Genomic DNA, 23169 nt, shown 5'->3' on the forward strand with positions numbered 1-23169 from the left:
GCTCCTCGTCGGGTCGGGGATGGTCAGCTGGTGGCGTCACCAGACCGCCACTGACCGGGAACCGAATGCTGAGAGTTTCTTCAGGGCGATGATGACTGTCAATCTTCTATGAAGAATTCCTTCAATGCATCGTTCAGGGCGGGCAGGTATTGACAGTGGCGATTGTCGGCGGGTTTACTCGCCCGCAACCACTGTCCATCCACACGGCACGGCCGTAACGAGTGCGACAGGAAGGGGCAGCCATGGGGGTACGTCGTCGCTCGGTGCTCGGCCACGCCGCCGCGATCGGGGCCGCCAGCGCGGTCGGTTCCGTCGGCGCGATCCTGGCCACCGCCGCTCCGGCCCAGGCGGCGGTCTGGAAGAAGCGGCTGACCGGCGCGGACCTGGACACCAACAGCCGCTGGCGGGTGGCCGGCACCGATCTGGGCATCCCGTACGTGTTGGAGAACGGGTCGATCGGCTACCTCTTCGGCGACACCTTCGACACGCCGTGGCCCGAGGGCCCGCCCCTGCCGAACGACTGGCGTTCGCCGGTCATGTTGCGCTCCGCCGTCCACCCCGGCGCGCCGGGCGGAATCGTCTTCGACAGCGCCGCACGCGTCGCCGGCAACGGACGGGCACCGGAGCTGATGCACAACGGCCACCACGGCATCGGCATCGACGGTCTTCCCGAGGTGACCGTCATCCCCAACGACGGCATCAGCTTTCCGGAGACCGGTCGGCAGCTCATCTCCTACCTGAGCATCGAGAACTGGAACTCCGCCGGCCCGGCCGGGCCGCACTGGAAGTCGCGCTACGCGGGGCTGGCCTACTCCGACAACGGCAACGACTTCATCCGTACGCCGCTGAAATGGTGGAACAGCCCGGACAACAAGGACCCGTACCAGATGTGGACCATGCAACGCGACGGCGAGTACGTCTACGTCTTCTCGGTCCGGTCCGGGCGGCAGGACGGCCCGATGATGCTGCGACGCGTCCGGTGGGACCGGCTGTTCTACCCCGAGTCGTACGAGGGCTGGGGCTGGAACGGCACCAACTGGGGCTGGGGGAGACCCTGCACACCCATCCTCACCGGCCGCTTCGGCGAACCGTCGGTGCGCCGGCTGGCTGACGGGACCTGGGTGATGTCGTACCTGAACTGCCAGAACGGGTGCCTGGTCACCCGCACCGCCGCCGGACCCGACCGGGCCTGGTCGACGGAGAAGATTCAGGTGACGAGCTGGCAGGAGCCCGCGCTCTACGGTGGGTTCATCCATCCCTGGTCGAGCCGGAACGCCAACGACCTGCATCTGATGGTCTCGAAATGGACCCGCACCCCGGACGGCCGCAGCACCGCCTACCACGTCAGCCAGTTCACCGGCACTGTGTGACGGGCCGTTTACCGACCGCCGTCGAGGCTCAGGGATGGGCTGCTCCGGCCCCCTGAGCTGACCGGCGCAGCCGTGGGCCGCCCGGGACTGACCGGGGTGTGAGCGGGTGATTCAACGGGTAGCACCAAGATTGCTGAGGACCGCCCGGAGCGGAGCTGCGTTGGGCATCTGACGAGGTGCCGGCCATGCCGGAACCCCCGTTCCGACGGATGCCGACCGAGGAGGGCACTGCGATGACGCAGCCGACGATGGACCCCGCCGACGCGTTGGCCGAACTGGGCCGGGTCAGACTCGACGAGGTCAGCCTCGATGACGTGCTGCTTCGGATCGCCGAGCTCGCCAAAGGGAGCATTCCCGGGACGAGGGAGGTGACGGTCACCCTGGTACGGGGTCGGGTCGGTTGGACCGGGGCGTTCACCGGCGAGTTGGCCCGTCAGTTGGACGAGTGGCAGTACGAGCAGCACCGGGGCCCGTGCCTGGACGCCTCCGCCAGCGGTGACACCATCTCGGTGCCGGACATGGCCGCCGAGGAGCGCTGGCCGGCCTGGGCGGAGAGGGCTCGCGCCGCCGGCGTGCAGAGCTCCCTCTCGATCGGGCTTCCGATCCAGGGGTCGGTCGTCGGTGCGCTCAACGTCTACAGCGATTCGGTGGACGCGTTCGACCCATCCTCGATCGTCAGCGCGGAGGGCTTCGCCGCGTACGCGGCGGTGGCGCTGGCCAACGCCCACCTGTACGAGAACGCCGCCACGTTGGCGGCGCAGATGCAGGAGGCGATGCGGAATCGGGCGGTGATCGAGCAGGCCAAAGGGATCATCATGGGGGGACGGCGGTGCTCGGCGGAGGAGGCGTTCGCGCTGCTGTCCAAGATCTCCCAGGACACCAACCGGAAGGTGCGCGAGGTCGCGGAGGCGCTGGTCGCCCAGACGGTGGGTAACACCCGCGGGTGAGTATCGGCGGTTGCCGGCGGGCAGGGCCGCCCACACGGGGTGGGCGGCCCTGTCATCCCGGTCAGCTCTCCGAAGGCTTGCGCACCGCGTCGCGTACCCGGTCGATGACCGCCAGCACCGGGCCGGCGGCCAGGTTGCCCTTCGCGGACTGGGCGCTGGGATGTGGCCGGGTCGGCGCGGACGCCTCCGCCGCCCGAACGGCCGTGGCGAGGCTGCGGAGCCGGTCGACCGGTACGTGCTGGCGAAGCTGGGGGAACTCGTAGCGCTCCTCGTGCCGGGCGTGCACCAGCACCGCCTCGCGCAGCAGGACGATGCCGGTGTCGAACCCGTCCGCGTCCACGCCACCCTCGATCAGGGCTTGCAGGGTCTCCTTCGCCTGCCGTTCCTCGTCGAGCCGGTCGTCGACCATCGCGTCACCACCCCCACCGGGCAGTGTCCGGGCGAGCGGGTGGACGACCTCCTCCTCGGCGGTCTCATGCGCGGCGAGGAGCTTGACCAGATCGTCGAAGGCGTCCCGCCGGGTGTCGCCGGTGCCGCCGATGACCAGCAGGAAGAGCTGTTCGATCTGGGCGTGCTGGGCGAGCAGCAGGTCGACCACGTCCTCCTCGGGCCCTGGCGTGGCCGGGGTGCCGGCGCTAGGCATGGCTTCCTCCCTTGGCGCGCAGGGCCTCGACCGGGTGTGAACCCTCGGTCTCGATGCGGTACTCGTCGCCGAAGCGTTCCCGGTGCAGGTCGATGACCTGCTCGCTCGGCGGCTGCTGGCCGTCGTGCAGTTGCTGCTGCATCCACTCGAAACGCTCGTGGGCCTCGCGGACGTAGCCTTCGCCGAGCTTCGTCAGGTCCATCTGGGTGGCCAGCAGGTGACGCAGGTAGTCCTTGTTGGGCTCGAAGGTCAGCGGTTCGGGGAGGCCGGCGCTGCCGACGATCTCCTCGGGCTCCCGCCCGTCGTGGCGACGCAGCAGGTCGGCGGCCTGCTGCAGGTGGGCCAGCTCCATCTGCAGGTGCAGCTCCCAGATCGCCTTGATCCGTGGGTCACTCTCCTGCTGCAGGAAGGAGTAGTACAGCCAGCACTCGTTGTACTCGTGGGTGAGCAGCCGCTCCCACCAGTTCTCGCCCGGGTCCAACAGCGACTCGTAGTGGGTGACGTGCTCCTGCTCGATCAGGCTGATCTCCTGGTAGAGCTGGCGCGCGATCGGCTCCATGTACTGCGGGCCGACGTTCATGTAGTAGAACATCACCTGCTGCTCGGCCGAGAGGATCGTCAGCGCGTGCAGCTTCGAGCGCGGGTCGACCGAGTTGCGGTCGTAGGGGGTGCGGATCTCGTCGAACGGGTGCCGGTGCTCCAACACCGTCGGCCGGCCCGGCATGACCTCGGTGAGCCCGTCGACGATCTTCTCCGCCTTACGACGCTCGACCATCTCGTAGAGATTGGCGTAGCGGTACAGATGGTCGAAGTCCTCCAGCACACCGAACTCGTACGCCTGCTTCAGGTAGGGATCGGGCTCGTGGCGGGCCACCCAGGCGGTGAGGTCGACGGCGACCTGCTCGTAGCCGAGCGTCGTCTCCAGCACGCTGGCGACACCGGGCAGCAGCCAGTTCACCACCCGCTGCTGCTGGCTCTCCACGTACCGGACATAGGCAAGTTGCCGACGGACCTCCTGGTCCGGACAGTTGCGGGCGAACTGGTGCTGGAAGTTGATCGCCTCCACCTCGATGCCGTTCATGGTGATGATCCGGCACCGGGTGTACGGGTCGACCGCCTCCGGATCGATCGGCTCGACGTTCAGCTCACGCCAGTTGCGGAGTTGGCTCTCGAGTGGAATTCCCTTGTGGTCCAGTGGATTGAACATGCGTCTCCTTGATCGGGGGAACTGTCGCCGCGCGTCTAGGGCTGGTCGGCGACGGACGGGCTGAGGGGCAGATGCGGCGGTGCGGCACGGCGGGGCGGCGGCGCGACGACGCCACTGATGCGAGCACCGGTCGGGGTCGACGTGTCATCACGTTCGAGATGCCGCAGCAATCGGGTCACGCCGAGGACACGGAGAACGAACGGCGAGGGATCGCGCAGCGTCAGCCGTCCCCCGGCCTGGGCGGCCAGTTGACCGGACCGGAGCAGCGCGCTGATGCCGTGGGCCCCGAGGAAGCGAACTGCCGACAGGTTCAGGGCGATCCGTGGTGTGGGGGCGCGGCACAGCTGCTCCACCAACTCGATGAGGAGGTGGGCGTTGCTCATGTCCATCTCGCCGACGACGCTGATCACACTGACCGGGCCGTCGTGGCTCATCGTCAGCGACAGGATCGGCTCGACCAGGACGGTGCCCTGATCATTCAGGACGTCAGGTGACACCGGTCGGGAAAGGGGGGTTTGGTCGATCACATGCCTTCTCCGCCCTCGACGAGGGTGGCCGACCTGCCGTGCGCGTGCACGAACAGGACTGACCACTGGAGGGCGCATGTCTTGACCCAACCGCCACCGTACCCGCCCCGAACGGTGGTAAACCAACTGGCCTCCGGCCGAGACGTCCGCCGACGACTCGCGGGTGTGGACGTCGGCCCGGCGGGTAGGGCTGACTCATGCTGAAGCGAGCGGTGTGGCAGGGACTGGTGGCGGGCCTGGCCGGAGCGCTGGTGATGACGGCCGCGGAGAAGCTCGAACAGCGGGTGACCGGCCGCCCCGACTCCTACGTGCCGGCCCAGGTGCTGGCCAGGCTCACCGGCCTGCCGGAAGGGCGCCAGCCCCGCTGGCAGAACCTGACCATGCACTACGGACAGGGCGTACTGGTCGGGGTGCTGCGCAGCGTCATGGCGCAGGCGGGGCTGCGCGGCGTCTGGGCCTCAACGATGTTCACCGCGCTGCGCCTGAGCAACGACCAGATCCTGGAGAACGCCACCGGCGTCGGGGCGCCGCCGCTGACCTGGCCCCGGCCCGAACTCGCCATCGACATCGTGCACAAGTCCATCTACGCGTTCGCCACCGGTGTGGTGGCCGACGCGCTCGCCGCTCGCGACGGGGCAGGCCCCGGGCAACGACACGCGGCGCTGCGCCCCGGTCGCCACGCGGACGTCGGTCCGCTGGATCGGGTGGCGGCACGTCGGGCCTAGCCGCGCCACGCAGGAGCCGCGCGCAGCCAGGAAGCTGCGAGTCGGGCCGTGGGGTGCTTAGCTGCACGGATGATCCCACCCGTTCCTCTCGGCACGTGGCCCACGCCGGTGGAGGCCGCGCCCCGGCTCGCCGCCCGGCTGGGGCTGGCCGAGCTCTGGTTCAAACGTGACGATCTCACCGGCCTCGGTGGCGGCGGCAACAAGATCCGTAAGCTCCAGTACACCTGCGCGCAGGCGATCGCCGTCGGCGCCGGCACGGTGATCACCTCGGGTGCGCCGCAGAGCAACCACGCCCGGCTCACCGCGGCCGCGGCCGCGCGGCTCGGCCTCTCCTGCGTGCTGGTGCTCGCCGGCCCGCCCCCGCCGACCCCACGAGGAAATCTGCTGCTCGACGCGCTCGCCGGGGCGCAGATCGTCTGGGCCGGGGACCGGCCGCTCGCCGAGGTGGTGGCGGTCGAGGCGGAGCGACGCTCGGCGTACGTCATCCCGTTCGGCGGCACCTCCACGGAGTCGGTCCAGGCATACGTGGACTGTGCTCGGGAGCTGCGTACCCAACTGCCGGCCATCGACGGGGCCGAGGTCGTGGTGGCGCTCGGCTCCGGCGGGTCGATGGCCGGCCTGGTGCGGGAGTTGGGCGCGCAGCGGGTGATCGGCGTTGACGTCGGTGCCGTGCCGGACCCCCGGGCGACAGTCGCCGGGCTGCTCGTCGGCGAGGTCGAGCCAAACGCGCTGCGGATCGACGGCTCGCAGGTGGGTGCCGGGTACCGCACGTTGACCGACGCCGTGCGGGCGGCGCTGGAGATCACCGCCGGTACGGAGGGGATCTTCCTGGACCCGACGTACACCGGTCGGGCGATGGCGGCGCTGCTGGCCGGCAGCTTCCCGCGCGGCGACCGGCTCGTCTTCGTGCACACCGGCGGGCTACCCGGACTCTTCGGCCACCCCGAGCTGTAGGGGTCATTCGGGCCAGGCGGAGTCCTCGATGACCCGGACGAAGTCGATGTGGCGGTAGCCCGGCACCCGGTGCTCCAGCACGTCGCCGTTGACGGTCCCGAAGGTGGTGTCCGGCCGGTGCCGGAAACCAGCGGCGAAGGCGTCGACGATGGCCCGCTTGAAGTTCGGCCGCGGGTGTGCGGCGGTGACCGCCGCGATGTCGGCCGGGGTCAACTCGTGGTAGCCGATTCCGAGCACGTCGGTCTCGACGCCCGCGGTGACCAGGGCGACCTCGGGCTCCAGCCGGTACGGAACCTCGGGCGTGGTGTGCAGGGCGATCCCCTCCCAGACGAGCCGGGCCTCGTGTTCGCCGATGCCGTTCGACAGCAGGAAGCGGCGTGCCTCGTCGGCGCCGTCGAGTTCGAAGCGCTGATCGTCGCGGCGGTAGCGTTCGGTCAGTCCCAGGTCGTGGAACATCGCTCCCACGTAGAGCAGTTCGGGGTCGGCCGTCAGGCCGAGCCGCCGACCCTGCAGCGTGCCGAAGAGGAAGACCCGCCGCGAGTGATGGAACAGCAGGTCGTCGGTGGCCTCGCGGACGAGTTCGGTGGCGTCGGTGGCGAGCCGCGAGTCGGGGATCCGGACGCCGGCGATCGTTGTGTGGCTCATCACTGTCCTGTCGGTCGGGAGCCCGGCCGGGCTCCGGTGCGTCAAGCGTCACCCGCTGGACCGGTCAGCCGCCCTGTCCTGTCTGCCATGCTTCCCTCAGATCAGGACATCACCGGAGGGGGTCGGCGGGTGGGCAGCGCGACGGCAGGGGTGCACCGGGTCACCGCCCTGGTCTTCGACGGAATGACGATGCTGGACCTCGCCGGACCGTTCGAGGTCTTCGCCGAGGCCGCCAAGTTCGGCGCGCGCTACGAGCTGGAGGTGCGCTCCGGTGACGGCGCCGCCGTCCGTGCCTCGACGGGCCTACTCGTTCAGGTCGACGGCGCGGTCGACGCGGCGACCGACGTCGGAACCGCCCTCGTGGTCGGCGGCGACGCGTTGGCGGTGCGCCCGATCAGTGCCGACCTCACCGCCGCCGCCGCCACGCTGTCCCGCACCGCCGGGCGCACCGCCGCGGTCTGCACCGGCGCGTTCGTCCTGGCCGCCGCCGGCCTGCTGGACGGTCGGCGGGCGACGACGCACTGGCAGCACGCCCGGTTGCTGTCCGCCGCCTTCCCGCAGGTCCACGTCGAGAGCGACGCGATCTTCGTACGGGACGGGACGATCTTCACCTCCGCCGGCGTGTCCGCCGGCATCGACCTCGCGCTCGCCCTGGTGGAGCGTGACCATGGTGCGGAGATCGCCCGGTCGGTGGCCCAGTCGCTCGTCGTCTTCCTGCAACGGCCGGGCGGCCAGTCGCAGTTCTCGCCGTCGCTCGCCCTGCCCCGACCCCGCACTCCGGTGCTGCGGCAGGTGATCGACGCGGTGGCAGCCGACCCGGCCGACGACCATTCGGTGCCGGCCCTCGCCGCCCGGGCGCACGTGAGCCCCCGTCACCTCTCCCGGATGTTCCGGCAGGAGCTGGGCAGCACCCCCAGCAAGTACGTGGAGGGCGTGCGGGTCGACGCGGCCATCCGGTTGCTGCACGCGGGGAAGTCGGTCACCGCCTGCGCCCGACAGGTCGGCATCGGCAGCCCGGAGACGTTGCGCCGGATGTTCCTCGCCCGGGTGGGGGTGTCGCCCCGCGCCTACCAGCAGCGCTTCCGAACGACCGAGCGGGACTCGACGACGGTGCCGGACGACGGGGGCCGGCCGGAGCACTGACCCGCGCACCACCGTCCGGTGCGCCCGAGCCCGGTGCCCTCCGGTGCGATCGCGCCGGAGGGCACCCGTGTCGAGCTGCCGACGGGTCAGAGGCTCGCGAACTGCTCGCGGTGATCGCTGACGAACTCGGCGAAGGTCCGTGGCTGCCGCCCGACGATCCGCTCGACATGGTCGTTGGTGAAGTCACCCCACCCCGAACCGTAGGCGACCCGGTACTCGGCGAGGACCTCGGCCGACCAGTGGTCGAGGCCGGCCTGGAGCAGGCCGTCGCGCGTCTGTTCCGGGCTCTGCGGCACGTAGCGCACCGGCTGGCCGAGCGTACGGGCCATCTCGTCCGCCGCCTGGTCCAGCGTGATGCTCTCCGGGCCGGTGGGCGTGTAGATCATGCCCTGGTGCTGCTCGGGTGCGGCGAGGATCGCCGCTCCCGCGGCGGCGATGTCCCGGGCGTCGATCAGGCCGACCCGGGCGTCACCGAAGAGCCCGAAGAGGTGCTCACCGGCCTTGGCGGCGAGCAGGTTCTGCATGAAGTGGCTCGGCCGCAGGATCGTCCACCCGATGCCCGACTCCTGCAGCTCCGCGTCGGAGAGCGCGTGCAGTCGGCCGTTGCGGGTCGGCGCGTCGTGCGCGGCGCCGATCGCGGAGAGCCGGACGATGTGCCGCACGCCGGCCTGCCGGGCCGCCCACACCGCGTTCATGCTCTGGCTCGGCGCGAGCGGACCCATCGGCATCAGCAGCCACAGCGTCGTCACGCCCTCGAACGCCGAGGTCAGCGTGGTGGGGCGGTCCAGGTCGCCGACGACGTAGTCGACTCCGTCGAGACCTGGCGTACGTGCCGCGTCCCGTACGAGCGCGCGGACCGGCTGCTTGCCGGCCAACTCCCGCAGCACCTCCCGCGACACGGTGCCGTTTGCCCCGGTTATCAGAATGGTCATGGTCATCCTCTCGGTCAGGCGGACCGAGGTCGGATCATCGGTCGCCGCCAGCGACGATATAGTCCAAAACTTGTACAGTCCAATGATTGGACCAAAGTATGAAGCGCAGCACACTGAAGGAGCAGGACCCTGACCTCGGGATCCTGGCCGTGCAGCTCTCCGCCCGCGTCCAGCGGGAGATCTTCCGACGTTCGGCCGAGCAGGGCTTCGACGACGTCCGGCCCCGCCACGGCGCGGTGCTGGCCTACCTCGACGCCGAGGGCACCCGCCCCGGCGAGCTGGCCCGGCTGGCCGGGCGCAACAAGCAGACGATGGGCGCGATCCTCGACGAGTTGGAGCGACTGGGCTACGTCCGGCGTACGCCCGACCCGGCCGACCGCCGCGCGAAGCTGATCGTGCCGACGGACCGGGGCCTCAGCTTCATGGCGGCCTCCGACGCCGTCGTGCACGTGATCGAGCAGAACCTCGCCGAAACGCTCGGCCCCGACCGGTACCGCGACTTCCGGGACGCACTGGGCCGTGGCGTGGCCAGCCTCCCCTCCGGTGGTCAGGACCCCGAGGGCTGAACCGGCGGCACGCGACGTCGTACCCCGGCGCTTTTCGGGGCGGGCGCACCCGGCGGCGGACCGCGCCGAACCGGTCGAACTGGCATACGACGGTGCCGGCCGGGTACGCCGCCGTGGCCGCGCGGCCGGCGCGACGCCCAGGCCGGACCGTCTTCGTGCAGCCGAGGAGCACCGACATGTCGATCTCAGGGCGGGCCCGACTCTCGCCGACGGCCTCCCTGGTGCTGCTCGCGTCGATCCTGGTGTCGTTCCTGGCCGCGTCGGCGGCCCCGACGCCGCTCTACGGCGTGTACCAGGAACGCTGGCACTTCTCGCCGGTCACGACCACAGTGGTGTTCGCCGTCTACGCGCTCGCCGTGCTGGCGTCCCTGCTCGTCTTCGGCAAGCTCTCCGACCACCTCGGCCGGCGGCCGGTGCTGGCCGTCGCGATCGCGGTGCAGATCCTCGCGCTCGTCGTCTTCGTCTTCGCCAACGGCGTCGCCGCCCTGCTGATCGCCCGCCTCGTGCAGGGGCTGGCCGCCGGTGCCGCCACCGGGGCCGTGGGCGCCGCCATGCTCGACATCGACCGGGCCCGGGGAACCCTCGCGAACTCGCTCGCCCCGGGCATCGGAACCGGAAGCGGGGCGCTGCTCTCCGCGCTGCTCATCCAGTTCCTGCCCGCGCCGACGCGACTGGTCTACCTCGTCCTGCTCGTGATCCTGCTGATCCAGGCCGTCGGGGTCGCGCTGATGCCGGAGACTGTCACGCCGCTGGCCGGGGCCCGGCGCAGCCTCCGGCCGGACATCACGCTGCCCCACGCGGTACGCCAGCCGGTCCTGGCCGTCGTCCCGGTGCTCTTCGCGGTCTGGGCGCTCGCCGGGTTCTTCGGCGCGCTCGGCCCGGCGCTCGTCCGCAGTCTGATGAACACGTCGATCGTGATCGGCGGTCTGGTCCTCTTCGTCTTCGCCGTCTTCGGGTCGATCGCCGTCCTGGTCCAGCGCAACGCCGCCGCCCGGACGGTGATCCTGACCGGGATCAGCACGCTCATCCTCGGCATGGTCGTCACGTTGGCAGCGATCATGGCGGAGTCCGTCCCGGGCTTCTTCGTCGGTCTCGCGCTCGGGGGAGTCGGCTTCGGCAGCGGCTTCCAGGGCAGCCTCAAGACCGTCATGCCGCTGGTGGAGGCGCACCAACGCGCCAGCGTGCTGTCCGTGCTCTACGTCATCTGCTACGTCGGCTTCGGTCTCCCCACGGTCATCGCCGGCTTCCTCGTGGTCTACGCCGGCGGCCTGCCGCGGACCGCCGACGAGTACTCCGTCGCCGTCATCCTCCTCGCCCTGGTCGCCCTGGTGGGGGTACGCAGGGCCACCCGGATGGCGCCGGGCTGATGCCGGAAAGCCCGCATTGGGCGGGAACGCGGACAGTAGCGTGTTGATCAGGAAGGGGACAGCGATGAGCCCGAAGGTTGCCCAGGCCGACGCGAGCACGGCGGCGCGGATCGAGAGCCTCGACATCAAGCTTGAGGTGCTCGTCATTCCGGTCTCGGACGTGGACCGGGCAAAGGCGTTCTACCAACGGCTGGGGTGGCGGCTCGACCAGACCCCGCCCGGCATCGTGCAGTTGACGCCGCACGGCTCCGCGTGCTCCGTGCAGTTCGGCCCCGGGCTCACCCCGGCGGCACCCGGCTCGGCAGTGGCGTATTTGGTCGTTTCCGACGTCGAGGCGGCCCGCGCCGACCTCGTCGCCGCCGGCATCGAGGTCGGCGACGTCTTCCACGTCACCCCGGACGGCCCGGTCGACGGGCCGGACCCGCAGCGACGCAGCTACTTCTCGCGCGCCACACTGCGCGACCCGGACGGCAACACCTGGCTGATTCAGGAGATCACGACCAGGCTTCCCGGGCGCATCGAGGGCGGGCTGACGTCGTTCGGCTCGGTGAGCGACCTGGCGGACGCGATGCGGCGCGCGGCCGCCGCACACGACGAGCACGAGAAACGTACCGGGGAGCGGGACGACAACTGGCCCGACTGGTACGCGGCGTACATGGTCAGCGAACAGTCGGGGGCCACACCGCCCGAGTGAGCCCTGACCGACGACGGATTCGGGGCCGAGGCCGGCGCACAGCTGCCCACCACGGCCCCGGGCGGGCTCAGGACGCCGCTCGCCACACCCAGTTGCGGCGTTCGTAGAGGGGCACCAGCCCGGCCCGGCGCAGGTTGTTCAGCGACGGGTTCTGCTGACCGGGAGCGGGCTTGCCGGTCTCGGCGAACAGCCACCGGCATCCCGCCTCGACGGCGGCCCGGGCGCGGGCGGTGATCAGCGCCGACTGCGCCCCGAGGCCGCGGTGACCGGAGGCCGTCGCGGCGGCGTTGAGCGCCGCGGCCTCGCCGTGCAGGAACAGGTTGGCGCCCGCCACCAGCTCACCGCCGTCCCACGCCGCACAGGGTCGCCACGCCGGCCGGCCGACCGTCGCGGCCACCATGTCGGTGAGCCCACCGGTCGGCATGCCGAACCCGGTGAGCAGCACATCGGCCCAGCGCCGCGCCTCGGTGGTGGGCACCGGGCCGACCCGTAGGCGGGTCCGTCCGGCGGTGACGTCCTCGGGCCGGGCGGCGAGCTTGATCCAGGTGCTGCCCGGCGTGAGCCCGCGCGCGGCGGCCACCTCCTCGAAGCCGGCGGGCACTACCGACGGAATGAGCTGGATGACGGCCTGACCGATGCCGTGCTCCCGGTAGAAGTCGAGGACGTCATCCAGGACCTGCACGGTGAACGGCTCGGTGGTGCCGAAGCCCAGGGCCTTACTCCAGTACCCGCCGGACGGATCGTTGCGCATGCCGAGGGCGACACCGCCGCCGATGCGGGTGGTGGCGATCCCGAGATCGGTGTACGTGGGTGCGGGTGCCTGTGACTCGTACGAGTGCATGAATTCGCACTCCACGGCCTCGGCGAGTGGGGTCAGGTCGGCTGGCGCTGTCACCAGCCGATTATCGTCTGGTCCTCTCCCAGGCCCGCACCAGCTGCATCCGGTTGTTGATGCCCAGCTTGTGATATATGGACCGGAGCTGGGTGTCCACGGTGTGGAAGGAGACGAAGAGGCTCCTGGCCGCCTCCTTCTTCGTGGCGCCGGCGGCGAGCATCTCGGCGACCCGCTCCTCGGCGGGGGTGAGCGCGTCGAGGCCCCCACCGGGCGGCTCGTCGATCGACGGCCGGTGCCGCGGGGTGCCGCTGAGGTCGGCGCAGCGCCGGTCGGCAATCGCCTGGTCGCCGGGGGCGCCGATCCGGGCGTAGAGGGCAGCAGCCTCGTGCGCGGCGTCGCGCGCCTCCCCGGGGCGCAGCCGAGGGTTGTTCGCCAGGTCGAGCAGCGCGTCGGCCAGCGCCGGCCGGGCGGCGGTGGTGCGCAGTTGGTCGACCGCCGCCCGGAGCGCGTCCGGGTCGCCGTCGCGCAACCCCCGGCTCTGGTCGGCCAGCGCGCGCCACAGCGGCACCGGCGTACGGGTGGACACCAGCTCGACCAGTTCGGTGACCCGGCGGGCGGCTCGGGTGTCGCCGGTGGCCACCGCCGCGCGTACCAGCCGGGGACCGAAGTGCGGCACCGGCAGCAGCGGCCGGACCGAGCGGTGCAGGTCGGCGACGACCCTGGTGAGCAGGCCCGCCGGCGTGCTCACGGCCGGGTCGCGGGCTGCCACGCAGAACGCCGGGCTCCACATCGTCCGGTCGGGCCAGCGGTCCTCGGCGAGGCAGGTGCGCAGGATGGCGCGGGCGTCGTCGTGCTCGCCACGGCGGTAGCGGACCTCACCGATCACCGCAACCAGCAGGGCGCGCACCTCTCTGCTGAGGTCCGCCGAGCCGGAGCTGAGCGTCGTGACGGCCAGCGCGGCCGCCTCGGGCAACTCGCCCACCGCCACCATGCGCAGGCAGTCCAGCGCGGTCAGCCCGGTGAGCGGCCCGTCGCCGTCATCCGGCGCCTGGCGGGCGGCGGCCCGGGCGTCCGGGTGCCGGCCCAGGCCGAGCTCGACGAGGATCCGTTCGGCCCGGATGGACGGGGCGTCGGCGCGGGCCGACCAGGAGTTCGGATCCAGGGCCGCCAGCACGGCCTGGGCGCCCGGCAGGTCACCGTGCGCGAGCGAGCGGGCGGCCCGGCCGAGGGCGAGATGGCGAGCGGACGACTGGTCACCCGACGCGGCGTGCGCGGTGCCCGCGTCGCGCAGCAGGGCGTCGGTGTCCGGATGACCCGTGCGGGCCGCGACCGTGGCGACCAGGGCGAGCACTGTGGCGCGGCTGCGGGCGTCCAGCCGGAGGTTCAGTGCCTCCCGCAGGCCGGTGAGGGCGATGGTCGGCTGTTCCAGTGCGACGGTCCGCGCCACCCGACCGAGCACCAGGGTGCGGTGCGGCTCGCCGCCGCGACTCGTCGCGACCTCGGCCGCCAGGATGTGGAGCGCCTCCGTCCCACGCCCGGCGAGCCGGAGCTGGTCCGCGGCCTCGAAGAGCCGGTGCCGTCGTTGCTCGGTGGTGATGTCGTCGGCCGAGAGCGTTCCGGAGCTGAAGGATGATTCGGACAATGGCGTTCTCCCCGGTTGTTACCCGGCGCGTCGAAATGCCGTCCTGCGACCGAGCCTAGCCACGCCGGCACGTACGGGAGACCGGATCGCCGAACCGGCGGGATTGCGTCGAATGGCCCGTGCCGTCCGGGAACCGGTGTGCGGTAATGGCGCGATCACGTGATGCGACGGTCGGTGTTCCGGGCCGATCATCAAACCATGGCCCCACTCACCGACCCTCCCGGTCTGCCTCGGCTCCGGGTCGTGCTGCTGATGTTCGTCGTCTATGCCGGCACCGGGGTGGGTGGTCACGCTCCGGCGTGGACCCGTCTGGTGCTGACGGCGATCGCGGTGGCGATCCCGGTCGCGATCGCGATCCAGCACGGCCGGCCCGGAGTGCGTGCCCTGCTGGGGATCTCGTCGCGGCTGCGGCTGCGTGGCGGATCCGTTTCCGCGCCCGAGCCGGTCCGACCCGAGTGAGGAGACAGCGATCATGGCTGACAGTGATCCCGAACCGAGGCGCGGCGACCAGGGCGCACCGCCCTTCGCGGGCCGCAACGTCGCGCTTGAGCGGCAGAACCCGGACCTTGTGGTTCCGCCCACCACCGACAGCCGGTTGGTGCCCAACCTCAAGTTCTCGTTCTCGCAGGCGCACACCCGGGTGGAGAAGGGCGGCTGGACCCGGGAGGTCACCAGCCGCGACCTCCCGATCGCCACCCAGTTGGCCGGCGTCCAGTTCGGTCTCGAACCGGGCGCGTACCGGGAGATCCACTGGCACCAGCAGTCGGAGTGGGCGTACATGCTCAGCGGAAGCTGCCGGATCAGCGCCGTCGACCACGAGGGACGCAACTTCATCGAGGACGTGAAGGCGGGCGACCTGTGGTTCTTTCCGCAGGGTGTGCCGCACAACATCCAGGCGTTGCAGGACGGCGCGCAGTTCCTGCTGGTCTTCGACGACGGCGCGTTCTCGGAGAACAACACGTTCCTGCTCAGCGACTTCTTCGCGCACACCCCTCGGCACGTGCTGGCCAAGAACTTCGGCTGGACGCCGGAACAGATGGAGAACCTGCCCGAGCGGGAGAAGTACATCTTCCAGGGCGACGTCCCACCACCACTGCAACAGGACCGGGTGGTCAGCCCGACCGGCGACATCCCCCGAAGCTTCAAGCACCGGATGCTCGCCCAGACCCCGCAGCGTTTCCGCGGCGGAACCGTCCGGATCACCGACTCGACCAACTTCGCCGCCTCCGTGACCACCGCCGCGGCACTGGTGGAGGTCGAGCCGGGTGGGATGCGCGAACTGCACTGGCATCCCACCACCGACGAGTGGCAGTACTACATCTCCGGCACCGCACGGATGGGCGTGTTCGCCGCGCAGGCCGCCGCCCGGACGTTCGACTTCCAGGCCGGCGACGTGGGGTACGTGCCCTTCGCCTACGGCCACTACATCGAGAACACCGGTGACGAGCCGCTGGTGTTCCTGGAGATGTTCCGCCATCCCCGGTTCGAGGACATCTCGGTGATGCAGTGGATGGCCAACACGCCCCACGAGATCATCGCCGACACGATCAACGTGTCGACGTCGATCGTGGACAGTCTGCCGCACACCAAACAGGTGGTGATCTGAGCGTCTTCGCGTCCGGCCGTCCGTCGCGTCACGGACGGCCGGACCGGTGGATCAGCGCCTCGCGGGTGCCGGGGAGACAGGAGTCGCGGCAGGTCGTCGGCGTCGGGACACCGCCCCCACCACCACGTCGATGACGAGGAAGGCGAGCACTGTGATCCCGAACAGCGGGAGCGCCCAGCCGATCGCCACGGTCACCGGTACGCCGATCAGCAACGCCCAGAGCGGCAGACCGCGTACACCGCCGCGCGCCGGCGGGGTGCCGGCGAGGGCGCGTCGGTCGGCGCGGGTGGGTCGACGCTGCCACCACATGCGGTAACCCCAGAAGATGACGCAGAGCAGCCCGAGGGCGAGCGCGGCGAGCAGGATCTGGTTGACCAGGCCGAAGAGGATCCCCATGTGGGCCTGGATGCCGAGGCCGCTCAGTTTGGCCAGCAGGGGCCAGTCGGCGAAGTCGCTGCGGGCGGTCACCGCGCCGGTGGCCGGGTCGACGGCGATGCGGTCCTTGTTGACCGGCCAGGTGTTGTCGACCTGGGTGACAGTCCAGGCGGAACCCGGCTCCGGCGCGAGGGTGATCTCGACGGGACCGGAGAGGCCCGCGTCGCGAGCGACGCCCAGGACCCGGTCGAACGCCGCCGACTCGACGACCCCGCCAGCCCCGGCGGCACCGTGCTCGTGGCCCCCGCCGGTCTCGGCAGGGGCGGTGGGGCCGGCCGTGAGGCTGGTGGAGATCTCCGGGGTGCGGGCGTTCACCGCGTCGAGGCCGTCGGCGAAGTTCGCACCGGCGTAGCGGGACCACGTCAGACCGGTGACCGAGAGGAAGAGGAGACCGACGGTGAGCCAGATGCCGGTGGTGGCGTGCCACCCTCGGGTACGACGAACACCCTTACCCGTGGACAGGTCCGGCACGAGCAGATGCCGGGCTGCGGCTCGGGCGGCGCCGCGTCGACGCCACCAGAGGACGACCCCGCCGAGCGCCATCACCCACAGCCAGCTCGCGGCCAGCTCGGAGTAGTGCTCGCCGACCGTGCCCAGGTGCAGGTGGCGGTGCAGGTCGTCCAGCCAGGTGACGGCCGGCGTGGACCCGAACCAGGTGGTGAGCTGGCCCTGGGACTCGGCGGTGTACGGGTCGATGTAGACGGTGTGCTGCTTCTCGCCAAGCTCGGGCAGAGAGAACACCACCTTCGTGGTCCGGTCGCCGTCGCCGGGTTGCACGGTGGTGATGCTGCCGTCGGGGTGCGCGTTGCGGGCCGCCCCGATCTGTTCGGCCAGTGGCAGCTGACGCTCACCCACCTCGGCGACGGTGAGCTGGTCGCCGTAGAGGATCGTGTCGAGTTGCGGTGCTGTGGTGTAGGCCAGACCGGTCAGTGCGGAGACCACCAGGAACGGGGCGACGAGGATGCCGGCGTAGAAGTGCAGCCGCAGCAGCAGCGCGCCGATCGGCGACGTGCGCCGGGCGGCTCGGGCCGGTTTCTCGCCGGTGATGGCGGGTTCCGGCTGCGGCGTGCCGGACAGTTCGGTGAGAGACATGGTGATCCGATCGGAAGAGTCGGGAGTCACCCGGTAGGTGTTTCCCGTGCTGGTCTGGTCGCCCGGTGAAGTGTCGCGTCGGCTCCTGACCGGTAGTCGGGGGAGAGACGCCGCTGGTTCCGGAGACGTGCAAGGTCGGGCCGGTCGGTCCGGGCCGTGCGGTGCGCGTCGCTGCGGTCCGCGCCACTGTGGAGCGGATCACCGTCTGATCAGCGCCGCACCGTCCGTCGCCACCGCAGCCCAACGGCCGTCACCAGGACGACGAGGGCCAGCGCGGCCCCCGCCACGAGCACACCGGCGCTCGGGCCGTCGTCGGACTCCGTGCCGGCGGCGGCCGGGGCGGTCGCTGACGCGCTGAGGTTGGCAACCGGCGCGGCGCTGGAGGTGGGATCTGCCACCGTGAACGGGTACGACCCCTGAACCGGGTGCCCGTCGACGGAGACGACCCGGTAGGCGACCGTGTAGGTCCCGTTCGGCAGGGTGTCGGTCACCCGGACCGTGCTCGTCGCCCCGGTGACCACCGGTTCGCCGGTGGGAAGCTTCCGCTTGGCGGCGTCGGTGAGCACGATCGTGGTGAAGGTGGGGTCGAGCCGCTGCATGAATTCCAGCGTGACCTCGGTCGGTGCGCTCGGCACTGTCGCGTCCCGGGCGGGTGTGGCCGCCCGGAGGGAGTTGTGCGCCCAGGCCGGGCCGGCCGGGATGAGCACCGCCACGACGACGGCGAGCACCGCCGCGCCGATCCGGACGGCGGTGGGGCGCGACGGCGACCCGGTCATCCGAGCACCTGCTCGCCGATCCAACCGCCCGGTGGGCATCCGGGTGGGATGGCGAAGACGGCGGACCCGATCGGCGTGGTCCACTCGTTGAGCAGGTCCCGGTCGGCCAGCCGGCGCTGGATGGGCAGGAACTGCCGGGTGATGTCAGCCTGGTACGACGTGAAGATCAGGCCGCTGTCCGCGTGACCCTCGGCCGTCGGCACACCGTCGTAGTTGTACGGCCGGCGCAGGATCTTCAAGCGGTCGTCGGTGACGTGGGCGCGGGTCAGGTGCGAGAAGTCGGGGATGACGGTGAGCCCGTCCGGATCGGTGGCGGCGAAGTCGGGTTCGTCATGCTCGGCGGTGCCGGTGAGCGGGGCACCGGTGTCGAGCCGCCGCCCGACGGCGAGTTCGCGGTCGGCCCGGCCGAGCAGGTCCCAGGTTTCCATGTTCATGCTGATCCGCCGCACCACCACGGTGGTGCTGTCGCGCAGCCACACCGGGCCGTCCGGCACCCAGAGCGCGGTGTCCATGGGCGCGCCGGGTCGCGGGTTGGCGGTGCCGTCGAGTTGACCGAACAGGTTGCGTTGGGTGTGGCCGCCCGGCTCGACACCGGGGCTGCGCCGGAAGCCCTGCTGGACCCACCGCACCGTGGCGAACGGTCGGCTGTCCTTGATCAGGACCCGCTGGGCGTGGGCGACGGAGACCGCGTCGTCAGCGCAGATCTGGAGCAGCAGGTCACCGCCGGACCAGGCCGGCTGGAGCCGGTCGATGCGGAACGACGGCAGGTCGGTGACCGATGCCGGCCGGCGGTCGTCGACGCCGGCCGCCCGGTAGAGGCCGGGCCCGAAGCCGAAGGTCACTGTCAGCCGGGCGGGCAGCAGCCCCAGTTCGGCCTCGGTGTCGGCCAGCGCGGGCCGGCCCTGGGTGAGTCGGGCGGTGTCGTCGGTGAGCAATCGCAACATCCGGCCCAGCGCGGCCCGGTCGACGCCGGCCCGCAGCGTGAGCGCCACGAACGACGCGTGCGCCTGCGGTTCGGTGGCCACCCCGGCCTGCCGGGCGCCGTGGAACGGCTCGACCAGGCTGCCGACGTTCGCCGCCGGCGTGGTGTCGAGGGCGGCCTGCGGTTGCCCGGTGCCGGTTCGAGTCGTGGCGACGGCGGCACCGCCGGCCAGGGCCCCTCCGGCGGCCAGGGCTCCGCCGGTGAGCAGACCACGCCTGCTCACCGGCCGCACACGTGGCGTCCGCGTCACGATGCCGGGCTCATGCTCATCGTCGGCGTGGCGCTCGTGCCGGGCAGAGGCTGGCCGTGCCCCGGGGCGTAGCTCTCCTGCGCGCCGGTGAACGGCTTGGCCACGGCGCGGAACTGCTGGGTCCTGCCGTCGGCGAACGTCAAGGTGAAGGTCAACTCGTCGCCGGCCCGAACGGGCCTGCTGAGGTTCATCAGCATGAGGTGGTCGCCGCCGGGCTCCAACGCGTGGGTGCTCCCGGCCTTGATCACGATGCCACCCCGCTTCTGCCGCATGACCATAGTGCCGTCCTTCATGGCCATCTCGTGCAGTTCCATCGAGGACAGGGCGGTGGTCGCACCGGTCACCGTGACGTCGCTGTCGCCGTCGTTGACCAGGGTGCCGAAGGCCGCCGTCATGCCCTTGTCGGCGGCCTTCACCCACGGGTCACGAATGCCGAGCACACCAGCGTCCGGGTTGGCCGACGCCGACGCGGACGGGCCCGGCTGCGCAGTCGACGGAGAGTCGGACGAGCCGCATCCGGCGGTGCCCACCGTCAGGATCGTGGCGGCGAGGATCGCGGCCGAGCGGCGGCGTGGACCGAGCGGGCTGGTGCTGCGCATGTGTTCTTCCTCCGATGGTTGCTGCTGGCTGGTAGGTCGGCAGCAGCACGGAGAAAGTTCCAGGCTCAGGGCACGTCGATCGTGAACTCCCCGGTGTGCACCGTGCCGGCGACCTGGAAGTCGAAGAAGGCCCGGTACCGGCCGGCACTTGGCACGGTCAACCAGAACTTGACGGTCCCGTCGACCAGCTCCTGCTCGGGGTGGACGTGCACGTAGCCGAGGTCGCCCTCCCGCACGACGACCAGGTGCCCGTACGCGCCCAGGTACCGCTCCAACTGGGCGGGTGTAGCGGCGCTGGTGACCTGGAAGTGGATCGGCGCCGTCACCCCCACCGTCGGGGTACCGGTCATCGACACCGCGTACGGACCGGCAGCCGCCTGCGTCTGCGCCGGTGGCAGCACGGCCGGGGTGTGCGCGCCCGGCACTGTGTGGTCGACGCCCAGCACGAGCGGCAGCGGCGTGCCGTTGGCACTGGTGACGGAGAAATCGGCGTAGACGCGGTAGCCGCCGGGTCGGGCCAGCGTCAGCGGGACGCTCCAGGTGCCGTCGGGTGCCATCGTCGGGTGCAGGTGCTGGTAGCCGGTCAGGTCCCGGCCCACCACGATCAGGTGCAACGGCTTGTCGTGCACGACCGCGAAGCGGGTCGCCGGCTGCCGGTCGGTGCCGACGATGCGGAAGCGGTAGTCGGCGCGTACCCCGGCGGGTTGGGTTCGTTCCAGCGGTTGCAGCGTGAAGCCGGCGGCGCTGACGGTCGTCCCGGTGGCAAGCGTCTCGCCTGTTCCGCTGTCGCCCCGGTGCGTGTGCGGCCCGGTGCCCGCCGGGTGTTGGTGTCCGTCGGTCGCGGACACCTCCGTGCCGGAGGCGGGCGGACCGCCCGCCGGCCGCCGGGCGGTGTTGGCGGCCAGGCCCTCGTTGCCGCTGATGCGCGCCAAGCCGAACCCGCCGAGCAGGGCCAGCACCAGGGCACCGACGAACAGTGCCAGCCCGGTGTTGCTCAGCCGGGACCGGGGCGTCGCGCTGGCGAGGTCCGGGTCCGGCGACGCTCCGGGGTCGGCGGGCGGTCGAGTGTCCGAGGTCTGCGTACCGTTGCCGGTCGTCGCGGCGGCCCGGTCTGCGTCGGTTCTGCCACCGACCGCCCTGCCGCCGCCAGTCTTGGCAGCGGCGGTCCTGCTACCGGCGCCCTTGGTGCCGGGGGTCCTGGTTCCGGGACGGGTGCCGGCGCCGCGTCGACCGGATGTCGCCGGCGCGGTACGGCCCCGGCCGGCAGGTCTGCCAGTGGAGGCCGTCCGCCGACGCCAGACGACGAACCCGGCCGCCGCGACCGCCACCGCGACCACCGCCAGGCCGACCCACGCGACCGCTCCGGGGCCGCTCTCGTCAGTCGACTCGATCGGAGCAGCCGCTGCCGCGGACGGCGGAATCGGGGTCTCGGCCGCGACCGTCGGCACTGCCGAGACCTGCCCGGATGACCCGTGTTGCTCGGCGGTAGCCAACAGCGCCGGATCCGGCTGGGTCGACGGCGGACTCCACCCCTTGGGCGCCGCCGTCACCGGCCCGGCGTAGCGGAAGGTCAAGGTCCCGCGTACGGGGTCGCCGTCCGAGGCGACCGACAGGTAGCTCACCGAGTACTCGCCCTTGGCCGGCAGGTGTGTGACCGCCACCGTCGCCGGGAAGCCGGTCGTGTACTCGCGTGGCTCGAACTGGCCGTTCACCAGGAAGTACTCGCGTACCGGTTTGTCCAGTGGCTTCGGCTCCCCGTACGACCAGCCATTGTCGACCCGGATGCCACCCGGCGCGGTGACCGTGAAGAACGCGTTGGCCGCGGCCTTCTCGGTGAAGAACAGCTGCACCGACGTCAACGGCTCGCGCACCGTGGCGCCACCCGCCGGCGTGGACATCGCGAGGGTCCCGTGAGCTGCGGCGGGCTGAGCGGACGCGAGGAGGGCGACAGCCGAGACGAGGAGGAACGCGAGGAGGCCCGAGACCACCCGCCCAGCGATCTGAGGGTGACGACGCATCTGAATATCCTGACTGCGCGGAGACTTTTTACAAGAGGTGGCGATCTTTTTCCTCAGACGGCAAAAGCGGGGCGGGTGGAACGGTGGTACCGGGATGGTCGGCCGGCGTCGGGCGAAAGTTTCCGGCGGGTGCCAGCGGCGGTCACCGAAGAAGCCGCCCGGTCGGCAATCCGGTCGGTTAGCGTCCACCTGACGTCTCGATCACGGAGAGTGTGGGGGCTATGCGGGCTGCGGTGCTGCGGGAGTTCGACGTTCCGCTGACGGTCGAGGAGATCGGCGATCCCGCCCCCGGGCCCGGTCAGGTGCTGGTGCGGGTCGTCGCCAGCGGGGTCAACCCGCTCGACACGAAGATCCAGGCGGGGAAGGCCGCACACGCGCGTGTCCAGCTACCCGCGGTGCTCGGCATGGACCTCGCCGGTGTGGTCGCGGCGGTCGACGCGGAGGTGACCGGCTTCGCCCCGGGAGACGAGGTGTACGGGCTGTGCGGGGGAGTCGGTGACCTGCCGGGCTCGCTGGCCGAGTACACCGCCGTGGACGCCCGGTTGCTGGCTCACAAGCCGAACAACCTCTCGATGCGGGAGGCCGCCGCGTTGCCGTTGGCGGCAGTCACCTCCTGGGAAGGTCTGGTCGACCGGGCCGGGGTCCACGCCGGGCAGAAGGTGCTGGTGCACGGCGGCGCCGGCGGGGTCGGGTACGTGGGCGTGCAACTCGCCCGGGCACGAGGCGCCGAGGTGTACGCCACGGGCCGGCCGGCGAACCTGCCGGTGATCGAGAGCCTGGGCGCCGTGCCGATCGACTACACCACGAGCACCGTCGACGAGTACGTCGAGAGACACACCGGCGGTGAGGGGTTCGACATCATCGTGGACAACGTCGGTGGCACGACCCTCGACGCCTCGTTCGCGGCGGTCCGCACCTACCACGGGCACGTCGTCAGCGCGTTGGGCTGGGGCGCGCACTCGCTCGCCCCGCTGTCGTTCCGTGGCGCCACCTACTCCGGCGTGTTCACCCTGCTGCCGATGCTCACCGGGCGGGGCCGTGAACACCACGGTGCCATCCTGCGCGAGATCGCGGCGCTGGCCGAAGCCGGTGCGCTGCGTCCCCGACTGGACGCGCGCCGGTTCACGCTCGACACGGTGATGGACGCCCACCGCCTGGTTGCCGACGGCACCGCCAACGGCAAGGTCATCGTGGACGTCGCCGACTGAGCGGGA

23 protein-coding genes are annotated in these 23169 nt (G+C 71.3%); 11 read left to right on the forward strand and 12 right to left on the reverse strand.

Annotation, left to right across the window (positions count from 1 at the left end; translation table 11 throughout):
- Positions 1 to 242: 242 nt before the first annotated feature.
- Both ACX27O_RS19475 and ACX27O_RS19480 read left to right on the forward strand, forming a co-directional pair.
- Positions 243 to 1370, forward strand: a complete 1128-nt coding sequence (locus tag ACX27O_RS19475; protein WP_030330575.1) for a DUF4185 domain-containing protein — start codon at positions 243 to 245, stop codon at positions 1368 to 1370.
- Between the two features lie 233 nt (positions 1371 to 1603).
- Positions 1604 to 2317, forward strand: coding sequence for a GAF and ANTAR domain-containing protein (locus ACX27O_RS19480; RefSeq protein WP_358127594.1), 714 nt, complete (start codon positions 1604 to 1606; stop codon positions 2315 to 2317).
- 61 nt (positions 2318 to 2378) lie between these two features.
- Here ACX27O_RS19480 and ACX27O_RS19485 read toward each other — a convergent pair whose 3' ends face one another.
- From ACX27O_RS19485 to ACX27O_RS19495, 3 genes are read right to left on the reverse strand one after another with little or no spacing between them, the layout of a single operon-like run.
- A complete protein-coding gene (locus ACX27O_RS19485) occupies positions 2379 to 2960 on the reverse strand; it encodes a hemerythrin domain-containing protein (RefSeq protein ID WP_458939861.1) in 582 nt (193 codons plus the stop codon).
- Positions 2953 to 4167 carry a hypothetical protein gene (locus tag ACX27O_RS19490; protein WP_358127498.1) on the reverse strand — a complete coding sequence of 405 codons (1215 nt, stop codon included), beginning with the start codon at positions 4165 to 4167 and terminating at the stop codon, positions 2953 to 2955. The genes ACX27O_RS19485 and ACX27O_RS19490 overlap by 8 nt, the downstream gene beginning before the upstream one ends.
- Positions 4168 to 4202: 35 nt before the next feature.
- Positions 4203 to 4664, reverse strand: coding sequence for an STAS domain-containing protein (locus ACX27O_RS19495; RefSeq protein ID WP_458939862.1), 462 nt, complete (start codon positions 4662 to 4664; stop codon positions 4203 to 4205).
- Positions 4665 to 4891: 227 nt separating this feature from the next.
- Between ACX27O_RS19495 and ACX27O_RS19500 the strand changes: the two genes are divergently transcribed.
- The gene (locus tag ACX27O_RS19500) at positions 4892 to 5419 is read left to right on the forward strand and encodes a hypothetical protein (RefSeq protein WP_030330569.1); all 528 of its coding nucleotides are present in this window, start codon (positions 4892 to 4894) and stop codon (positions 5417 to 5419) included.
- Positions 5420 to 5488: 69 nt separating this feature from the next.
- On the forward strand, positions 5489 to 6373 hold the full coding sequence (locus ACX27O_RS19505; RefSeq protein ID WP_210864476.1) for a pyridoxal-phosphate dependent enzyme: 885 nt from the start codon (positions 5489 to 5491) through the stop codon (positions 6371 to 6373).
- A gap of 3 nt (positions 6374 to 6376) precedes the next feature.
- Here the strand turns inward: ACX27O_RS19505 and ACX27O_RS19510 are convergent, their stop codons facing one another.
- Positions 6377 to 7018 (reverse strand): HD domain-containing protein, encoded by a 642-nt coding sequence (locus ACX27O_RS19510; protein ID WP_030330566.1) that lies wholly within the window; start codon positions 7016 to 7018, stop codon positions 6377 to 6379.
- Positions 7019 to 7105: 87 nt separating this feature from the next.
- On the opposite strand from ACX27O_RS19510, the gene ACX27O_RS19515 reads away from it, so the two are divergent.
- Positions 7106 to 8161: a GlxA family transcriptional regulator gene (locus ACX27O_RS19515; RefSeq protein ID WP_458939863.1), complete on the forward strand. Its 1056-nt coding sequence runs from the start codon at positions 7106 to 7108 to the stop codon at positions 8159 to 8161.
- Between the two features lie 86 nt (positions 8162 to 8247).
- Here ACX27O_RS19515 and ACX27O_RS19520 read toward each other — a convergent pair whose 3' ends face one another.
- Positions 8248 to 9093, reverse strand: coding sequence for an NAD(P)H-binding protein (locus ACX27O_RS19520; RefSeq protein ID WP_209444524.1), 846 nt, complete (start codon positions 9091 to 9093; stop codon positions 8248 to 8250).
- An 86-nt stretch (positions 9094 to 9179) separates the two neighbouring features.
- Between ACX27O_RS19520 and ACX27O_RS19525 the strand changes: the two genes are divergently transcribed.
- From ACX27O_RS19525 to ACX27O_RS19535, 3 genes are all read left to right on the forward strand, one after another.
- Positions 9180 to 9659 (forward strand): MarR family winged helix-turn-helix transcriptional regulator, encoded by a 480-nt coding sequence (locus ACX27O_RS19525; protein WP_245233583.1) that lies wholly within the window; start codon positions 9180 to 9182, stop codon positions 9657 to 9659.
- Between the two features lie 176 nt (positions 9660 to 9835).
- Complete coding sequence (locus ACX27O_RS19530) at positions 9836 to 11026, forward strand: MFS transporter (protein WP_030330559.1); 1191 nt, start codon at positions 9836 to 9838, stop codon at positions 11024 to 11026.
- Positions 11027 to 11090: 64 nt separating this feature from the next.
- Positions 11091 to 11720: a VOC family protein gene (locus ACX27O_RS19535; protein WP_210860950.1), complete on the forward strand. Its 630-nt coding sequence runs from the start codon at positions 11091 to 11093 to the stop codon at positions 11718 to 11720.
- 67 nt (positions 11721 to 11787) lie between these two features.
- Here ACX27O_RS19535 and ACX27O_RS19540 read toward each other — a convergent pair whose 3' ends face one another.
- Entirely contained in the window at positions 11788 to 12615 is an 828-nt protein-coding gene (locus ACX27O_RS19540) for a GNAT family N-acetyltransferase (RefSeq protein WP_210860949.1), read from the reverse strand.
- Positions 12616 to 12622: 7 nt separating this feature from the next.
- Positions 12623 to 14197, reverse strand: a complete 1575-nt coding sequence (locus ACX27O_RS19545; RefSeq protein WP_358127517.1) for a helix-turn-helix transcriptional regulator — start codon at positions 14195 to 14197, stop codon at positions 12623 to 12625.
- Between the two features lie 198 nt (positions 14198 to 14395).
- Between ACX27O_RS19545 and ACX27O_RS19550 the strand changes: the two genes are divergently transcribed.
- Positions 14396 to 14656, forward strand: a complete 261-nt coding sequence (locus ACX27O_RS19550; RefSeq protein ID WP_358127520.1) for a hypothetical protein — start codon at positions 14396 to 14398, stop codon at positions 14654 to 14656.
- Positions 14657 to 14669: 13 nt separating this feature from the next.
- A complete protein-coding gene (locus tag ACX27O_RS19555; protein WP_358127523.1) occupies positions 14670 to 15803 on the forward strand; it encodes an oxalate decarboxylase family bicupin in 1134 nt (377 codons plus the stop codon).
- A gap of 51 nt (positions 15804 to 15854) precedes the next feature.
- Here ACX27O_RS19555 and ACX27O_RS19560 read toward each other — a convergent pair whose 3' ends face one another.
- The 5 genes from ACX27O_RS19560 to ACX27O_RS19580 form a co-directional block, all read right to left on the reverse strand.
- The gene (locus ACX27O_RS19560) at positions 15855 to 17330 is read right to left on the reverse strand and encodes a PepSY-associated TM helix domain-containing protein (protein ID WP_458939864.1); all 1476 of its coding nucleotides are present in this window, start codon (positions 17328 to 17330) and stop codon (positions 15855 to 15857) included.
- Between the two features lie 209 nt (positions 17331 to 17539).
- Positions 17540 to 18106 (reverse strand): copper resistance CopC family protein, encoded by a 567-nt coding sequence (locus tag ACX27O_RS19565; protein WP_458939865.1) that lies wholly within the window; start codon positions 18104 to 18106, stop codon positions 17540 to 17542.
- On the reverse strand, positions 18103 to 19311 hold the full coding sequence (locus ACX27O_RS19570) for a Dyp-type peroxidase (protein WP_458939866.1): 1209 nt from the start codon (positions 19309 to 19311) through the stop codon (positions 18103 to 18105). Before ACX27O_RS19570 ends, ACX27O_RS19565 begins: the two co-directional genes overlap by 4 nt.
- Positions 19312 to 19334: 23 nt before the next feature.
- Positions 19335 to 19937, reverse strand: a complete 603-nt coding sequence (locus tag ACX27O_RS19575; RefSeq protein WP_458939867.1) for a copper chaperone PCu(A)C — start codon at positions 19935 to 19937, stop codon at positions 19335 to 19337.
- Between the two features lie 65 nt (positions 19938 to 20002).
- Positions 20003 to 21955, reverse strand: coding sequence for a copper resistance CopC family protein (locus tag ACX27O_RS19580; RefSeq protein WP_458939868.1), 1953 nt, complete (start codon positions 21953 to 21955; stop codon positions 20003 to 20005).
- Between the two features lie 221 nt (positions 21956 to 22176).
- Between ACX27O_RS19580 and ACX27O_RS19585 the strand changes: the two genes are divergently transcribed.
- Entirely contained in the window at positions 22177 to 23163 is a 987-nt protein-coding gene (locus ACX27O_RS19585; RefSeq protein ID WP_458939869.1) for a zinc-dependent alcohol dehydrogenase family protein, read from the forward strand.
- The last annotated feature ends 6 nt before the right edge of the window (positions 23164 to 23169 follow it).

It is taken from the genome of Micromonospora sp. SD19 (genome assembly GCF_054462275.1).

What these genes read in the sequence shown, in the direction of transcription:
- ACX27O_RS19475 (WP_030330575.1), top strand. Translation starts at nt 243, where the DNA reads ATGGGGGTACGTCGTCGCTCGGTGCTCGGCCACGCCGCCGCGATCGGG.
- ACX27O_RS19480 (WP_358127594.1), top strand. Translation starts at nt 1,604, where the DNA reads ATGACGCAGCCGACGATGGACCCCGCCGACGCGTTGGCCGAACTGGGC.
- ACX27O_RS19485 (WP_458939861.1), bottom strand. Translation starts at nt 2,960, where the DNA reads ATGCCTAGCGCCGGCACCCCGGCCACGCCAGGGCCCGAGGAGGACGTG.
- ACX27O_RS19490 (WP_358127498.1), bottom strand. Translation starts at nt 4,167, where the DNA reads ATGTTCAATCCACTGGACCACAAGGGAATTCCACTCGAGAGCCAACTC.
- ACX27O_RS19500 (WP_030330569.1), top strand. Translation starts at nt 4,892, where the DNA reads ATGCTGAAGCGAGCGGTGTGGCAGGGACTGGTGGCGGGCCTGGCCGGA.
- ACX27O_RS19505 (WP_210864476.1), top strand. Translation starts at nt 5,489, where the DNA reads ATGATCCCACCCGTTCCTCTCGGCACGTGGCCCACGCCGGTGGAGGCC.
- ACX27O_RS19510 (WP_030330566.1), bottom strand. Translation starts at nt 7,018, where the DNA reads ATGAGCCACACAACGATCGCCGGCGTCCGGATCCCCGACTCGCGGCTC.
- ACX27O_RS19515 (WP_458939863.1), top strand. Translation starts at nt 7,106, where the DNA reads ATGCTTCCCTCAGATCAGGACATCACCGGAGGGGGTCGGCGGGTGGGC.
- ACX27O_RS19520 (WP_209444524.1), bottom strand. Translation starts at nt 9,093, where the DNA reads ATGACCATTCTGATAACCGGGGCAAACGGCACCGTGTCGCGGGAGGTG.
- ACX27O_RS19530 (WP_030330559.1), top strand. Translation starts at nt 9,836, where the DNA reads ATGTCGATCTCAGGGCGGGCCCGACTCTCGCCGACGGCCTCCCTGGTG.
- ACX27O_RS19535 (WP_210860950.1), top strand. Translation starts at nt 11,091, where the DNA reads ATGAGCCCGAAGGTTGCCCAGGCCGACGCGAGCACGGCGGCGCGGATC.
- ACX27O_RS19550 (WP_358127520.1), top strand. Translation starts at nt 14,396, where the DNA reads ATGGCCCCACTCACCGACCCTCCCGGTCTGCCTCGGCTCCGGGTCGTG.
- ACX27O_RS19555 (WP_358127523.1), top strand. Translation starts at nt 14,670, where the DNA reads ATGGCTGACAGTGATCCCGAACCGAGGCGCGGCGACCAGGGCGCACCG.
- ACX27O_RS19560 (WP_458939864.1), bottom strand. Translation starts at nt 17,330, where the DNA reads ATGTCTCTCACCGAACTGTCCGGCACGCCGCAGCCGGAACCCGCCATC.
- ACX27O_RS19565 (WP_458939865.1), bottom strand. Translation starts at nt 18,106, where the DNA reads ATGACCGGGTCGCCGTCGCGCCCCACCGCCGTCCGGATCGGCGCGGCG.
- ACX27O_RS19575 (WP_458939867.1), bottom strand. Translation starts at nt 19,937, where the DNA reads ATGCGCAGCACCAGCCCGCTCGGTCCACGCCGCCGCTCGGCCGCGATC.
- ACX27O_RS19580 (WP_458939868.1), bottom strand. Translation starts at nt 21,955, where the DNA reads ATGCGTCGTCACCCTCAGATCGCTGGGCGGGTGGTCTCGGGCCTCCTC.
- ACX27O_RS19585 (WP_458939869.1), top strand. Translation starts at nt 22,177, where the DNA reads ATGCGGGCTGCGGTGCTGCGGGAGTTCGACGTTCCGCTGACGGTCGAG.